The sequence below is a fragment of the Apibacter sp. wkB309 genome (genome assembly GCF_002964915.1).
Lineage (GTDB): Bacteria > Bacteroidota > Bacteroidia > Flavobacteriales > Weeksellaceae > Apibacter.
Map to the genome: position 1 here is coordinate 38,564 of NZ_PSZL01000022.1, position 15,735 is coordinate 54,298.

Consider the following 15,735-nt stretch of genomic DNA (forward strand, 5'->3'; position numbering starts at 1 on the left):
TTAGCCGGATATTCCTTATACCTTAACTTGTATAAGTTCCCTCATATCGGTAGAGAAACGTTTAGAAAGTCGGGTCTGCTTCATCTTCCAAGTCCTTTTAATATCTTGACAACCCAATTTCAGTTTATCTTCATGGTATTTATGGTTCAACTTATCCATAATCTTCATAATAGGTTGGTGTTTCAGGTAATAATCCTCATCAAACAAAGAAATTTGTCTTTCCGATTCAGGGATTATACCGGAAACAATAACTCCTGCTTTTTTGTATTGATACCCCTTTTTATATATGGTTTCCAATGCCTTTTGAGCGCATTTACTTAACTCAATAGCTGAATTGTGGGGATTAGACAGCGTTAAAGTAACAGCGGGGTGATGTTGAATTAAATCGCCTCTATAGGAATTTGTATGCAGGAATACAGTCACATAATTACAACAACTTTGTTGTGCGCGTAATTTTTCTGAACATTTTACGGCAAAGGTAGCTACTCTTTCTTTTAAATCTTCTAGTTTGTCGGTCATGTAATCGAAGGTGCGGGTAGTGGCAATAGACTTTTTACGAGTCGGCAAATCTATATCCAGCTGAGGAATTCCTTTTAATTCATTAATCATGCGGATTCCTACTATTCCCATTTCTTGACGTATAAATGTTTCCGGAAGATTAACCAATTCATAGGCTTTACGAATACCTTTTGCCTGAAATCGTTTGTTTAATCTTCTTCCAATTCCCCATATATCTCCAATATGCAACCATTTGAGTGCTTTTTCAATTTTTTCGGGAGAATCAATAACATATACATTATGGGTTTGCTCAGGGTATTTTTTGGCTATCCTGTTAGCTACTTTGGCAAGTGTTTTAGTAGGAGCAATTCCTATGCTGGTAGGAATGCCTACTCCTTTAAGTATATATTTTCTTAAATCTAAACAATGTTCCCGCAAATTCAATTGCATATAGCCGTTAAAGTTCATAAATGCTTCATCGATAGAATATATTTCAACTTCTTTGCAATAACGCCCGATGATATTCATTACACGGTTACTTAAATCACCATACAGGGGAAAATTGGCGGAATAGAGGAATATTTGATTTTCTTCAAATACCTTTTCATATTTAAATGCAGGAGCTCCCATAGGGATGCCGAGGGCCTTTGCCTCATTGGAACGGGCAATTACGCAGCCGTCGTTATTTGAAAGCACACAAACAGGTTTACCTGTTAAAGAGGGATTACTCACTCTTTCGCAAGAAGCATAAAAGTTATTACAATCTAATAAAGCGTACATGCTATGAAAATTTTATAATAGTATGGGTAAGTATTCCCCAAATAATAAAATCTTGATCAGGAGTAACCCGGATCGGTTCGTATTCCTTGTTTTCCGGCAGGAGAATAATTTCTTTTACTATTCCTTTTTCCTTTACTACCTTTAATCTTTTTAATGTAAATTCCCCGTCTATATAACATACGGCAATATTGCCGTTTTTAGGTTCCAATGCTTTATCCACGATAATAAGATCTCCGTTATAAATCCTCATATCTTTCATAGAGTCCCCATTTACACGTGCCAAGAAAGTGGTTTCGGGATCTCTTATTAATTCGTCGTTCAAATTAATTCGTTCCAAGTGAAAATCATCTGCTGCCGAAGGAAATCCGGCTTTGATGTCTCCTGCAAACCATAAAGATAAATTATCTTTTCGCTTCATAAATGCAAATTTATTATGAATTATGCTTAAAAAGAAGCGATAAAATAGCAATTTGATTGATATTTAGATAATATCAATGATATATCCTTAATAAAATAAAGGCATATTTATGAGGTGCTAACTGTTTCAACAATCATTTATATACCGAAAGGATATAGGGATCGGATATTTACTGTTTAATTGATGGATTTCATGAATATATGCATTAAACTTTCATATATAATTGAAAATAAATCAATTAGATTGTAAAATATTTTTTAATAAATTTCACCGTATGATTTATATTAAGTTCCAATCTGAAAATAAAGTAAGTAAATGTAAAGTAGTTGCAGCTCCGGCATGTTGTCGAATCGATACCAATCTTTTATTTAAATAACTTTCACTGTTGGGATATACCTTTTCTGTCTTGAATTTGACTGAAATTTCAGGCACATTCATACCAACCGATAATAGGCGTACTAATTCCAGGTCGTTGTTTGTGAACTCAAATAATCCGCCTTTTTGAGATTTGTTGGAGTACAGGTATATTTTATTTTCATATACATCTTCTATAGCTTTCTTTAATTCTTTTGCACTTTCTGCGCTTTTCGTTATAAAAGCATCTATATTATATTTTTCAAAAAAAGAATTAATAATAGGCTGTCTGTCTTCAATGGAAAAAACAATAATTTTAAGATCGGGAAATTCCTCTTTGGCTACTTTAATAAGTTCTTCCCCGCATGTAATGACATGTTCTTGATTAGGGGCAAATGTTAAGTCTGTAATTAATAGTCCATAAGGTAAATTATTAGAAAAAGACTTTCGAATTTTAGAAATGGCATCGTCACAATAATTTGCTTGGTCAATATGAGGAATATTTAGTTCTTCAACTATCTTTTTAACAGCAAAATTATCGTTAGAGAAATTCTCTGCAATAAGAATCTTTTCAAACATAATAAAACTTTTTAGTGTTGTGTTGTTGTCTTTGTATTGCCTGCAAAAATAAGATTATTATTTTAAAATTCAGGGATAAAATTTTACACTTTTTTAGTAGAGATTAAAAACGAAATAAGGAAAAGGGTTTTGTGGATATCATAACAGCAATAAAAGTTAAGTCATGTTTTTTAAAGATTAAGTAACTTATATATAATTATCGGTAATTTTTTACTAATCTTATTGAAATGGTATATATAAAAAATGGCAAGGCTATTAAATAGTTTTAACAGCCTTGCCATTTATGAAATTTTTAAAAGCTTCTAATTATTTACTAAGAAACTGCTTATTTGCTTAATCAATTGAGTATGAATATTTGCACGCTCATTCGTGTCAAATTCACAAGTAGGAACTTGATCCGGTCTGTCTTTTTTAAATAGTTCTATTGCATTTTTTCTGCAGATAGCCATAAAGCTGTAATGGGTAGCATTATTTAAAACTATGTGTTTGGAAGTCTTTTCCGGTAGATATTTAGTTAAATAACCGGTTTCTAGTTCTGCCGGTATTCTTTCTACAAATGGTCCGGCGGAATAGACTAAAACCGGAATTTTTATTTCCGATAAGCTGGATGGAATAAACATGCGGCCAAATCCTATATCTAAGATTACTGCTCTTTTGATACGGGGATCTTTCATGTCTTTATCTAATTTTAGAAAATCTGATCTTTCATCCAAACCTTTCATTTGCTCATTAAAAACGTCACAAGCTAACATGATGGGATATTTACGGCATTCTTTTTTGAAAACTTTAGCAGAAGATTTACCGCCAATAGCTTCCACTGCAGTCCATCCTCCATAAGAATGCCCGATAATAGAGATATTATTAGCATCTATATGATCTGAAAATTGTTTAGTTTCCAATAAATAACTGATTGTACGACGAATATCTTCCGGACGGGCTAACATATCTCGAGCAAGTTGCGGATCCATATCTTGCAAGGTAGTTCCGGGATGATTAGGCATTGCCACAATAAATCCCCTTTTACTTAAAGCTGCAGCTAACCAAATATGATTATCCCAAGACCCATTCAGTCCATGAGAAAAAATAACCAAAGGAAAGCTCTTATCGGATATTTTCGCATCATAAATTACATTTTCACCGATGATATATTCATTATCTCCAATTCTTGCAATGGGATGTTTTGCCGAGGTTGGATATACCAAAGCAATTTGAAGCGGTCTTAAATAATCATTTATATTTATTTCACGGAATCCTGTTTTGTAGATATCTTTTTTAGAATTTGATAACGATTGGGCAGATAAATTAATACTATTAAGTAATAAACATAAAAAAGCTAAGATAATTTTATTTTTCATTTTCATTTTTATATATTAAATTATATTTATTCAATAATATTTATCGTAATTATTTTAATCGTATCCGGTTGGTATAAATAATTACTCCTTACTAGGCAGTATATAATGTATGCTTAATTTTAGAAATTGGTTTTATTAAAAAAATCTATAACTATAAATAAGATAATACAATTTTATCATGTTAGATAAAATAAGTTTACTGACTAAATACACATTTAATCCATAGGGATTAATTTATGAACATTCATATAAATCATTTTAAAATTAAAATATTTATTACGCAATAATACATATAAATTTTATAATTTTATTTTAAAATTAATAAAAAATATACAAGTTAAAATTTATATAATTTTATTTAATGTATTTATTTATATATTATTGATATATATTTTTTTTATTTTATAGAGAAGTATTATATTTTATACATAATAATTGTTTTTTTATAAATTAATTATAAAAAAAACAATTTTGTTAAATAAAAAATTAAATTATATTATTTATTATATATAAATAAGTATATGTAAATAAAACTATTTTTATATTTTAAAATGTATAAATAACTTATATATATTAAAAAAATGAAAAATAAATAAAATATTCTATATTTATTTTCATATATTTGATTTATACTAACATAAAATATAATTTAATGAAATTAATATCAAAAAGTAATTATTTAAATTCTAAAAGAAAGGCATGTTAGCCGGTAGGTTAATTCGATTAATTCAATTAAAAATTTAATCAAAAGCGTTAACAATTATTATTTATAAATAGAAGACATCACATATCATGATAATATAAAGGATATATAATCAGCCATAAATTTAGTATATCCGACTTGAAATGTAAAAATTAAGTAAGACATTTATGTAGTATTGATTTGCTCATATCAGATAGAATATAGGTGATTTCAATAAGAATTATAAAAAAATAGAAATTAAATAGGTGCTATTCTTTTAAAGATAGATAATCCTAAATATAGGGAACGCAGTAGTGAATGAAACTATTTTATTTTAAAAAAATAATTACGGAAAAATTTTCCTGTTATTACTAGGATTAGATTGAATGTGTTTTTACGGCAAAAAACAGGTTCGTTAGTTAATTCATATATGGCTTAAAATAAAAAAAATACACAATGATATGAGAAAAAAATAAATAATAAATAAGAGAATCTGCTAACCACTCGAAATTCAATAAAACTAAATTTAAACTATTAAAAAATAATACTTATGAATAAAACTCAAAAATTAGGTGAATTTTTGCAAGGATTGCTATACAAAGTGGTCATATTTGGAGCAATACCACAAATAGGTGAAAAATGGAATTCTTTATTTCCATTAGAGATAGTTGCGTATGTTGAAAAAGGAGTAAAGATATTTTCAAATAAATATTTTTTATTAATAAAGAATGTAAAGAGTTTATCGCTAAAAGATTCTAACATTTAAATAATAAAAAAATGAACCCAATAAAGCCTATTTCACGACAAATTAAGGGAGTATATAGTTTTTTACAATATACCAAAAAAATAAATGCCATCCATCTCACAGTACCCGTAGATGGTACTAATCTCGTTGAGCATAGAAATAACAATACAAGAAAAAAAATTTCTTATACTGCTTATATGATATATATAATATCAGATGTATTAAGATGTTTTCCGGAACTAAATATAGCCATCAAACGCTCCAAATTTTTTCCGAAAGTGGTAGAATACGAATCCATAAATGCAAAATTTATGTTAGACAGAAAGATTAATGGAGAAAATAAGGTTATGCCTTGTGTGGTTAAAAATTCAGATAAAAAAACTCTTGAAGAAATTCAAGAAATAATAGATAAATGTAAATTTTCTGATTATAAGACTTCCATCTTTTTTAAAGAAACCAGATTAATAGAAAATCAACCTAAATATTTGAGACGTTTAATTTCTTATCTGTCATATCACAATTTAGCTAAAAGACACCGGATTCAGGGAAGTTTTATGATCACTTCGCTAAAAGATAAAGATTTAGTTACAGAAGCCCTATTTTTGAACTCAACAATGAGTATAAGTTTAGATAAGTTAAAAAATATTCCGATCATAAAAAATAATGAAAAGTTTTATAAAGTTATTATGAATTTAACCATGACTTTTGAAGAACATGTACTTAATAGTACTTTAGCAACCGATTTTATAAGTGAAATAAAGAGTAAGATTGAAAATTTTAAATAACTTTTAATAAACATTTGATCTAAACGACAACAGAAAAGAAAAAGGAAGTGAATTAGGGAAAAATTTTAATTTGGCTTAAATATTATAGTTGCATGTTGGCTAACTATTTCTACAAATTTGTTTGAAACTTTTTTCTTATAAAGAAAGATTCAAATTTAACCTTACTATAAATCTAATAATGTTATACACCCGGACGATTTATTTAGACGCCGATTTATACCTAATTATTAAATGAAAAACTAGTACAGTAGATTTCATAATGTAAACGAATTAATCATTTACTCCAATAATGAATTTTCGGCAGAATTTTTTGTTAATGAAGCAGACAACACTGAAATGTATAACTTGGTTCAATGGGAAAAAAATGGAATGCGAGTATGGGATGTAAACAAACAGAAGACCCGATCGATGGTTGAAGAGCATAATTAAAAGCACATATGCCATTATCAGGAATGGACCTTAGACAGAATTAATTTAAATCCGAGATATGCCGATGGGTATATCCAATTTCAAACAGAGGAAAAACGGCAACTATAAAAAAACATTCATCTTCACAATCGGTAAATTCTAAGTTTCCTTAGGCGTATACAACTATTAATTTTGATACAAGAATCCATCAAAATTTTGATGTTAGTGCAGTATTTTCCTTTTTAGATTTGCCGGAGAATATTTTAAAAGGATTGATTCCCTCGCTGGAGCCGCTACCGTTGGTAAATATTTTTTGTAATGCCCGAATCTTATAAAGTTGGAATTCCGCTCAAGCTAAAATCATTGTTTCTTATCCAGCTGTTTTAATAGCTTCTTAACAAGATTAAATGGTAAAAAACTAGATGTTTTATGATTGCCACGACCAAAAACAAGTTGTGATTCTTTCCAGAATAAATATTCTCCATATCATTTAGCCAGCCTTTGAATAAATTTATAAAGGTTTTCATTGTAACTGATGGTATAAGAGATTATTTCCGTTTTATTGGGTTGGTAAATAAAATCTACTTTGGAGCCGGTATATTCTTTAAAAGCTTCCTGTAAAATATCTTTAAGTGTTTTATTATGATAGGTACGACAGGCTTTTTAACTGTCAAGAAGGGCACTATAGGATCTTACACTTATAACAATAAAAGTATATTTATTATTTTTTTGATAATTTACATGAGTTATAAATTCAATCTAACTTATTAAAATATTATTATTATTTATACGGAAGTTTGCCCTGTTTGTAACAATATCCCAATAAAGAAATATTATTTAAAATTTATAGTTGTCCTCTATTCAAACGGATTTGTTTACTCACTTATATTTTAAAAAATTGAGAATTGAAATTTTATATATAAGATTTATTGATATATGAATTATAAGTTTTTACTAATTAATTTTATATATTTAGTCATTTGTATACTCATAAAAATTATAAATTAATGAAATGAATGATGCGTGGCTAATTTTAATTAATAAATATGGTGAAGCTGGTTCCAGAAGTAAATTTGAGGAAATTTGTGAAAGCCTTTATAGAAGTGAATCTCAATCTGGAAATGTTAGAAAAGTTAAAGTGAACAAAGGAGATGGAGGAATTGATATATTCATTGGTGAGATCGGGATTGAACCAATAGATGTAATTCAATGTAAATTTTTTATCAACGGAGTGGGAGAATCTCAAAAGTCACAAATACGAGAATCTTTTAAAACTGTAATTAATTCTAAAGAATTTAAAACAAAAAGTTGGACTTTATGTATTATTAATACATTTGATTTACAACAAAACAAATGGTGGTGTTCCTGGAAAAGGAGAACTGAAAATGAATATAATTTAACCAATGAATTTATTAAATTAAAAGATGGAAATGAATTGGTCTATCTTCTAAAAAAAAATAATCTTTATACTACTGCTTTTGAGATAAAGGATAGCATTAAATTAGAAGAAATACATAAAGAAGTTGTAAAAAAAAATAGTGTTCCGGAAATTAATATAAGAACTGTATTAAAAAATGCATCCTATGCTTTACGTCAAGTAAAATATTATATTGAAAATAAAACTAGCACACACATACACAGATCAGAAACAGTATTAATATATGATTGGATAAATACTGATTTGCATATTAATAAAAAGAATGTTTTAATACTAAAAGGTGAAAAAGGGCTTGGTAAATCAGTAATTCTCAAAGATATTTATGAAAAACTTGAAAACGAAAACTATACGGTATTAGGTATAAAAGCTGATAAGTTTTATTGCAAATCAATTTTTGATCTTGAAACTCAATTATTTAATAATCAACTGACATTTGATAGAATTATAAAAACTACAAAGGATAAGGCAGAAAAACTAGTTGTAATAATTGACCAAATTGATGCAATGTCTCTTACCTTATCATCCAGTAGAGAATTTATTGAAACTTATATCAGGTTAATTTCTTCTTTAGAAGATAATAAAAACGTTAGAGTAATTCTATCTTCAAGATCTTATGATTTAGAATATGATGCTGAATTAAGTATATATAATTCGGATGTTTACAAAAAAATATCAGTTAACCTATTTTCTATAGAAGAAGTTAAAAATTCTCTTTCAAAATTTAATATAAGTTGCTCTTCCGCAAAAGTATTAGAGTTATTAAGAACTCCTAATCATTTAGATATCTATTGTAGAATATTTGAAAGTGGAATTAAAAAGGATTTAAACTCTGTTTCTACATTAAAAGATTTATATGATCAACTGTGGAAAAAGTATATCTCTTCAAATAGAAATATGAATCTGAAAAAATTTATTTATTTATTATCTCAGAAAATGTACAATGAACAGAGGATATCTGTGGGAAATATCTACGAAGATGAGTATTTTTCTGAAATTAATTATTTATGTTCACACAGCTTGTTAAATGAGAGTAATAAGGATTTGCAATTCTTTCATCAAACATTTTATGAATATTGTTTTGCCAGACAGTTTGTAGAAAATCAAGAAAATTTAGAAAGCTATATTATACATAATGAGCAAAGTTTATATGTAAGATCTGTTATAAAAATGGTTTTGGAGTATTTAAGAGAATATAATATAACTATTTATCTTAAGACAGTTAAAAACATAATTAATTCTAATGATTATAGATTTCATATAAAATCCTTGATTATAAGTGAAATCGGTCTGTTGAGAAACCCCAGCATATCAGAAAAGGAATTTGTTTCAAATATAATATTAAAAAATAAAGAATATGAAAATGTATTTGTGAGTTCAATATTTTCTGAATCTTGGATACAATTTTTTATCTCGGAAGATATCCCTAGAAAGTATTTTTTTATTCAGGAAAATGGAATTACTAATAATGAATTTAATTATTTAGATAATAAGATAAATTATAATTGGTTATTATTTAGAGATAATATGAATGAATGTCCTCTTTTAATTCTGGATTATTTTGATAAATTGGATTTTGAAAACAAAAAAGACTTTATATATTATTTAATAATACAAATAGATAATTGGGATGATATTAGACTACTATATTATTTTGAAAAATACATCCCATATGAAAAAGAATCTGAAAGAAAAAGAAATAATTTTTGGTATTATGAAATTCTTAAAAAAATTTTCCCTGTAAATAAAAAATATGTTTATAATAAATTAAAACAGCCTATATTAGATTTTTATGAAGATAATGTAAACAACTATGAGTTTAATTACTCATTAAATGACACCCTTGAAAAATTTTTTAAAGATTCTCCTAAAGATACTTTTGAATATCTTTTTAAACTATATCAACAACTATCAGAAAAAAATAAAATTCCATACTTTAATAATGAAAGCATATCTTCTCCTCTTTATAGCAGTTCAATATTTATAGATAACTTAACTTATGGAGAAAACAATATTAAAAAAATTTTATATGAATTTATAGAAAGTTGTGATACTAAGTTTATTACTGAGTTTTATAATAATCACAAGTATTCAAATAATGTACTCATAATAAAATTAATAGTAAAGGGGCTAAATACAAGTCCCGGAGAGCATAAAGATATTATAATTGAATTATTAGATATATTAAGTAAGAAAAATGTTTTTTCGGGTTGTGATGATAATTTACAATTGTTACTAAGAAAATTAATTAGTAATGTTTATGAATTTTTAGATATCAATCAAACAAAATTTATTGATGAAACTCTATTAAGTATAAGATCAACATATGACTACTACATTTGGACGGATAATAATGGTGTAAAAAAATATTCTTTAAGAGAATTTGGAGAGAAAAAATATCTATTTATAAAATCTTTACCTATTGAAAGAATTAGAAAAAATGCATCACTTTATAGAGTATATCAAGAACTTAATAGAAAATTTGGAGAGGTAAATCATAGTATAGCTATACATACTTCAAGAAATGTATTAGATAGATTTGAGGATCCAGTGAATCATTTGGCTTGTGATAAGATGGATATGAAAAATTGGAAAAAAAGTATGATAAAATATGATGAAAACTATCCATATTTAAAAAATCATAAAGAGAATATAATTCGACACTCATTAGCTTTTTCATATAAAGTAAAAGAGTGTCCGGATAAATTTTACACTTTTATAAATGAATTATTTGATGATGCTAAAATATCTCCATTTTATATTATTTATGGTATTTTAGGTTTAATTGAAGGAAATTTTAATCCTGATAAAGTTAAAATTCTTTACAAAAAATTTATATCGCTAAATCTAAAAAATGCTTCTTATGTTCTTTTATTAAGTCAACAGGCAAAATATTTTATAAGAAATAAAAATATAGATTTAGATATAATTAATTTTTTAAAAAATACAATATTTAATTACCCAAATAGCGAAAATGAATTTGATTCAACAAAATCTTTGTATGATATTATTAATTCAATTAGAAGCTCTGCTTTACATACAATAATGTTTTGCTATAATAATAAAAATTTTGAAGAATTAATATTTTCAACTGTTGAGAATTTTATTCAAAATCCTTTGTGTAATGATACTTTAAAAATTTTAATTTTAAATAATTTAGGTTACTTGAATTATTTGGATATAGAAAGAGCTTTTAAAATATTCGTAGAAATTACTCAAACAGATAATATAGAAATACTAAAATCATCTCTTAATATAGCTCAATATTTTAATAATAAATATCACGATGATATGAATTATTATTTTGATATATTATTGAATACTCCGGAACTTTATAAACAATGTTATATAATGGTTTCAAGCTGGTTATTAGGATTAGATCATGATAAAAAATTATATAAAAAATTTATTACATATGGTAAAAATGCAAAATTGTGTGCTATAAATGTTGCTGAAAAATTTTTAATTAATCAAGAAGATGCTACGATTAATAAAAATGCATTATCAATACTATATGATTTAATAAATGAAGAAGATAAAGATTTAGCTGGTCAATATGCATGTATTTTTTTAAGGAAATTTAAATGTAGTCATTTTGTTTCTCTTTTTGATTTTCTTAAAGAATACTCAAAATCTAAACTGTGTAGATTAGATCCTAAATATTTTCTTAAATATCTGTTAAATTGTTCAAAATATTATCCTAAAGAATGCATGGAATTATTGGAAAATATGGATTTTAGAACTATTCCTAATATTCAAGAGTGTGGATATTATGATAAAGAACCGGTTCAATTAATTCTTGGTATATATAGTAAACTTGTTTCAAAAATTAATAAAGATAAATACCTTATAAATAAAGCTCTTAATATATTTGACAGTATGCTAAAGCATGTACATTTAAGAAATAGTGCGAATAAGGCTATAGAGGCAATTATTTAAGACCGCCTCAATAACTTGAGGCGGCATCTTTAACTTAATAATTCAATGATTAAATTCAAACGTCTAATATTATCGAAAAATTATTTTTGTACGTATATTTTACTTTCAAAAGAACTATACCTTTTATGTTTGCATCAATCTTATTAAAATCAAATAGGGTATAGTAAATTTATAATTATACATATGATCAAAATTATAGACATGAATTTTTATTAAGTAGAGTATAATTTCCTATAGAAATTCTAATTTAAGTAATTGTATTTAGGAAATTGAATTAATTGAAGTATTAATTATATGAATAAATAATAAAACAAAAAAATCCTTACAATTTTGTAAGGATTTTAATTTTAAAGTGGTCCCACTTGGGCTCGAACCAAGGACCCTCTGATTATGAGTCAGATGCTCTAACCAACTGAGCTATGGGACCGCTTCTGCTTTGCGTTTGCAAATATAGTTATTTAATTTATTACTGCAAATTTTAAATACAAAAAATAAAGGCTATTTATACAATAAATAGCCTTTGTACTTTAGTATCAGGTAAATAAAAAATTATTTTCCTAAATAAGATTTTAAAATTTTACTTCTACTGGTATGTTTTAATCGGCGAATAGCTTTTTCTTTTATTTGTCTAACCCTTTCACGAGTAAGGTCAAAAGTTTCACCAATTTCTTCTAAGGTCATCGGATGTTGACCGCTTAAACCGAAATATAAACGGATTAAATCGGCTTCTCTTTGAGTTAAGGTAGAAAGAGATCTTTCAATTTCAATCTGAAGAGATTCCAACATCAATTCTTTATCAGGACTTGGAGATTCACCCGAACGTAAAACGTCGTATAAATTAGAATCTTCCCCTTCCACTAAAGGCGCATCCATAGATAAATGGCGACCTGAATTTTTCATGGATTCTTTAATATCGTCTTCACTCATATCCAATACCTCACTTAATTCGGCAGCAGAGGGTGCCCTTTCATGTTCTTGTTCAAGATGGGCATATGCTTTATTAATCTTATTAATAGAACCGATTTTGTTTAAGGGCAGACGTACAATTCTGGATTGTTCTGCTAATGCTTGAAGTATGGATTGACGAATCCACCAAACAGCATAAGAAATGAATTTGAAACCTCGGGTTTCATCAAAGCGTTTAGCCGCTTTAATTAATCCTAAATTTCCTTCATTAATTAAGTCAGGTAAACTAAGTCCTTGATTTTGGTATTGCTTAGCCACAGAAACAACAAACCTCAGGTTTGCTTTAGTTAATTTTTCCAAAGCCACCCTGTCACCCGCTTTAATACGCTGTGCCAAATCAACTTCTTCATCAGCAGTAATTAGATCCACTTTTCCAATTTCTTGTAAATACTTGTCAAGAGAGGCTGTTTCTCTGTTCGTTACCTGCTTAGTAATCTTTAATTGTCTCATTTAATAGTAACTCTTTTTATCTTAAACAAAAGTAGATGAACTGTTTACTCACCTACAAATTATACTTACTTATTATATATACGAAAATTACTTGTAAAAGGTTACAATACCTGCATTAATTTGTGAATATTTCGAATAATCTTGTTAAATTGCAAAGAATAATTAAACATTATCTTAAATGATAACCTTAATTCAACTGCAATATGTATTAACTGTTGCCGAATATAAAAATTTTACGATAGCAGCAGAAAAAGCTTTCGTAAGTCAGCCTACTTTGAGTATGCAAATACAAAAGCTTGAAAAAACGTTACGAGTTGAGCTTTTCGACAGAACAACTAATCCTATAAAAATAACTCCTATAGGAAAGAAAATTGTAGAACAGGCCAAAATAATTTTATCTGAAGCTAATAAATTATCACAAATTGTAGAAGAAGATAAAAAAAGTATGAACGGAACGGTTGTCATTGGTATTATACCAACAATAACCCCCACCTTAGTGCCACTTTTCTATAAAACTTTCAGGAGTAAATACCCGGAATCCGACTTGGTTATTAAAGAAATGAAAACTGAGGACATTTTAAAAGGCATCAAAGAAGGCTATTTGGATTTTGGAATTGCAAGTACACCTTTACATGACAATCAAATTATTGAAAAACCAATTTACAAAGAGCCATTAGTAGCTTACGTTTCTTCGCAAGATGCGAAAATGTATAAAGAAACAGTTTTAGATGTTGATAAATTAGACTTTAATTATCTTTTAATGTTGGAAGAAGGCCATTGCTTCCGAGATGTAGTGTTGGATCTTTGCAAGCATAGAGAAGCCATTAATTCTAATATAAAATTAGAAGGAGGAAGTTTTACTACACTGATTAACTTAGTTAATGAAGGGTTCGGATTTACCATTTTACCTTTATTAGAATCTGAAAATTTATCGGAAGAAGAAAAGAAAAATATCAGATATTTTTCATCTTCACCCTCCAGGGAAATATCATTAATTTATTCAACCAATCAAATTAGAACGACTTTTGCAGAGAAATTTGTGGATTTAATTAAAAGTATTTTAAGAGGGAAATTGTTTTTAGAAGATAAAATAGAACATAAGCCCCAATTAAAAGTAATTTAATATTTATTAGGAAATAAGTTATCTGTAAGTTTCAGCATTATTTAAAAATGTTTTTATCATTTAGAAGATAAAAAAAATATAACTTATTTTACTTAGAAGAAATAGATTTTAAATAAACCTTATATACATTGTTATTATATAAAAATATTTAGTAAAAAATTATGATTGAAACAGATATTTTGATAATAGGAGCAGGTCCTACAGGACTTTTTGCTGTATTTGAAGCGGGATTATTAAAATTAAGATGTCATATTATTGATGCGCTTCCAAACATTGGAGGGCAATTAACAGAACTCTATCCTAAAAAACCGATCTTTGATATTCCGGGATATCCTTCCATTCAGGCAGGTGAATTAGTTAAAAATTTACGTGAGCAAATCAAGCAATTTCAACCCGGGTTTACTCTCAATGAAACAGCTAAAACCATTGATAAACAAGCAGACGGAACTTTTATTGTTACTACAGATAAAGGTACTCGACATCATGCAAAAGCCGTGGCGATTGCAGCCGGATTAGGGAGTTTTGAACCTAGAAAACCTTTGATAGATAATATTGCTGATTATGAAGAAAAAGGAGTTGAATACTTTGTAAAAGATCCGGAAAAATATAAGGATAAAAAAATAGTAATTGCCGGAGGAGGAGATTCGGCGTTGGATTGGACCATTGTTTTAGCAGATATCGCTAAAGAAGTAACATTAGTACATCGTAGAAATGAATTTAGAGGCGCTTTGGATTCCGTTGAGAAAGTTCAATCATTAAAAAATCAAGGAAAAGTAAATTTAATCACTCCTGCCGAAATTGTAGGAATCAAGGGGAACGGTAAGGTAGAATCCTTAGTTATTGAAAAGGAAGGGCAAACCTTTGATAAAGAAGTGGATTATTTTATTCCTTTATTTGGACTTATTCCTAAATTAGGACCTATTGCCGATTGGGGATTGGAAATTGAAAAAAATGCTATCAAGGTAAATAATGCGTTGGATTACCAAACCAATATTGAGGGAATTTATGCCATTGGAGATATCAATATATATCCTGGAAAATTAAAATTAATTCTTTGCGGTTTTCATGAGGCCACCTTGATGTGTCAAAGTATTTACAGTAAAATATATCCCGACAGAAAATACGTTTTAAAATATACTACCGTTGGAGGTGTACAAGGATTTGACGGAACAGTAAAAGAAGCAGAAAAACCGGTTGTTAAATCAATTCAATAATTTT

At 27.5% G+C, this 15,735-nt stretch carries 10 protein-coding genes, 1 tRNA gene and 1 pseudogene; 5 read left to right on the forward strand and 7 right to left on the reverse strand.

Annotated elements, in window-relative coordinates; genetic code table 11:
* Positions 1–15: 15 nt before the first annotated feature.
* From C4S75_RS06015 to C4S75_RS06030, 4 genes are all read right to left on the reverse strand, one after another.
* Positions 16–1,278, reverse strand: coding sequence for a Y-family DNA polymerase (locus C4S75_RS06015; protein ID WP_105297407.1), 1,263 nt, complete (start codon positions 1,276–1,278; stop codon positions 16–18).
* A 1-nt stretch (position 1,279) separates the two neighbouring features.
* Positions 1,280–1,696: a LexA family transcriptional regulator gene (locus C4S75_RS06020; RefSeq protein ID WP_105297408.1), complete on the reverse strand. Its 417-nt coding sequence runs from the start codon at positions 1,694–1,696 to the stop codon at positions 1,280–1,282.
* A gap of 279 nt (positions 1,697–1,975) precedes the next feature.
* Positions 1,976–2,629, reverse strand: a complete 654-nt coding sequence (locus tag C4S75_RS06025; RefSeq protein ID WP_105297409.1) for a response regulator — start codon at positions 2,627–2,629, stop codon at positions 1,976–1,978.
* 302 nt (positions 2,630–2,931) lie between these two features.
* Positions 2,932–3,984, reverse strand: a complete 1,053-nt coding sequence (locus C4S75_RS06030) for an alpha/beta fold hydrolase (RefSeq protein WP_105297410.1) — start codon at positions 3,982–3,984, stop codon at positions 2,932–2,934.
* A 1,232-nt stretch (positions 3,985–5,216) separates the two neighbouring features.
* On the opposite strand from C4S75_RS06030, the gene C4S75_RS06035 reads away from it, so the two are divergent.
* On the forward strand, positions 5,217–5,432 hold the full coding sequence (locus C4S75_RS06035) for a hypothetical protein (RefSeq protein ID WP_105297411.1): 216 nt from the start codon (positions 5,217–5,219) through the stop codon (positions 5,430–5,432).
* Between the two features lie 11 nt (positions 5,433–5,443).
* Positions 5,444–6,196 carry a 2-oxo acid dehydrogenase subunit E2 gene (locus C4S75_RS06040; protein WP_105297412.1) on the forward strand — a complete coding sequence of 251 codons (753 nt, stop codon included), beginning with the start codon at positions 5,444–5,446 and terminating at the stop codon, positions 6,194–6,196.
* Positions 6,197–7,090: 894 nt separating this feature from the next.
* On the opposite strand, the pseudogene C4S75_RS10230 reads toward C4S75_RS06040, so the two are convergent.
* Positions 7,091–7,252, reverse strand: a pseudogene (locus C4S75_RS10230) (hypothetical protein); the annotation flags it as partial.
* A gap of 364 nt (positions 7,253–7,616) precedes the next feature.
* Here C4S75_RS10230 and C4S75_RS06050 point away from each other — a divergent pair.
* Positions 7,617–11,978, forward strand: coding sequence for an ATP-binding protein (locus C4S75_RS06050; RefSeq protein WP_105297413.1), 4,362 nt, complete (start codon positions 7,617–7,619; stop codon positions 11,976–11,978).
* A gap of 353 nt (positions 11,979–12,331) precedes the next feature.
* Here the strand turns inward: C4S75_RS06050 and C4S75_RS06055 are convergent.
* Together C4S75_RS06055 and C4S75_RS06060 are read right to left on the reverse strand one after the other, a co-directional pair.
* A tRNA-Ile gene (locus C4S75_RS06055) sits at positions 12,332–12,405 on the reverse strand.
* A 122-nt stretch (positions 12,406–12,527) separates the two neighbouring features.
* Positions 12,528–13,394, reverse strand: a complete 867-nt coding sequence (locus C4S75_RS06060) for an RNA polymerase sigma factor RpoD/SigA (protein ID WP_055425808.1) — start codon at positions 13,392–13,394, stop codon at positions 12,528–12,530.
* 178 nt (positions 13,395–13,572) lie between these two features.
* Between C4S75_RS06060 and C4S75_RS06065 the strand changes: the two genes are divergently transcribed.
* Together C4S75_RS06065 and C4S75_RS06070 are read left to right on the forward strand one after the other, a co-directional pair.
* Positions 13,573–14,517 carry a LysR substrate-binding domain-containing protein gene (locus tag C4S75_RS06065; protein WP_255410595.1) on the forward strand — a complete coding sequence of 315 codons (945 nt, stop codon included), beginning with the start codon at positions 13,573–13,575 and terminating at the stop codon, positions 14,515–14,517.
* Positions 14,518–14,678: 161 nt separating this feature from the next.
* A complete protein-coding gene (locus C4S75_RS06070) occupies positions 14,679–15,731 on the forward strand; it encodes an NAD(P)/FAD-dependent oxidoreductase (protein ID WP_105297414.1) in 1,053 nt (350 codons plus the stop codon).
* Positions 15,732–15,735: the final 4 nt, after the last annotated feature.